We start from the raw sequence: 1,093 nt of genomic DNA, 5'->3' as shown, positions 1-1,093 counted from the left end.
CACGGCTCGTTCACCATGGACACCCTCGTGTCGATCGGCACGTCCGCCGCCCTGCTGTGGTCGCTGTACGCCCTGTTCTTCGGCCACGCCGGGATGCCGGGCATGACCCACGGGTTCGAGTTCTCCCTCTCGCCCAGTGACGGAGCGGGGGACATCTACCTCGAGGCCGCCGCCGGGGTCACCACCTTCGTGCTGCTGGGTCGCTACATCGAGGCCCGGTCCAAGCGCACGGCCGGGGCGGCGCTCCGATCGCTGCTCGAGCTCGGCGCCAAGGACGTCGCGGTGCTGCGCGACGGCGTCGAGACGCGGATCCCCGTGGAGAACCTGCAGGTCGGTGACGAGTTCATCGTGCGCCCCGGCGAGAAGATCGCGACCGACGGCCGGATCGTCGACGGCGCCTCCGCCGTCGACACCGCCATGGTCACCGGTGAATCCGTGCCAGCCGAGGTCTCCACCGGCGACGCCGTGGTCGGCGGCACGGTCAACACCAGCGGGCGGCTGATCGTCCGGGCCACCCGCGTGGGATCGGACACCCAGCTCGCGCAGATGGCGCGGATGGTCGAGGACGCACAGTCCGGGAAGGCCGCCGCGCAACGCCTGGCCGACCGCATCTCCGGGGTCTTCGTCCCCGCCGTCCTGGTCTTGGCGGCCGCGACGTTCGCCTTCTGGCTGCTCACCGGATCCGGCACCTCCATGGCGTTCACGGCCGCGGTCGCGGTGCTCATCATCGCCTGCCCCTGTGCGCTCGGTCTGGCCACGCCCATGGCCCTGATGGTGGGGACCGGCCGCGGTGCGCAGCTGGGCATCCTCATCAAGGGCCCCGAGGTCCTGGAGTCCACCCGCCGCGTCGACACGATCGTGCTCGACAAGACCGGCACCGTGACCACCGGAACGCCCGCGCTGGTCTCGGTGACCGCCGCGGACGGCGAGGACGAGACGCAGGTGCTGCGCCACGCCGGTGCGGTGGAGGACGCCTCCGAGCACCCCATCGCCCGGGCCGTCGCCGCCGGCGCCCGAGAGCGGGTCGGTGACCTACCGGCCGTAGCGGGCTTCCGCAACACCGAGGGGCTGGGGGTGTCGGGACGGGTCGGAG

General features: G+C 72.4%; 1 protein-coding gene. It reads left to right on the top strand.

The window, feature by feature from the left end; all coding sequences use genetic code 11:
* The coding region (locus G6021_RS13065) for a heavy metal translocating P-type ATPase (protein ID WP_182641478.1) at nt 1-1,093 on the top strand (1,093 nt) is incomplete at both ends.

The sequence above is a fragment of the Dietzia sp. CW19 genome, assembly GCF_014145265.1.
Classification (GTDB): Bacteria; Actinomycetota; Actinomycetes; order Mycobacteriales; family Mycobacteriaceae; genus Dietzia; species Dietzia natronolimnaea.
The sequence above is the reverse complement of the archived record's forward strand: the minus strand, read 5'-3'. Positions and strand labels throughout refer to the sequence as shown.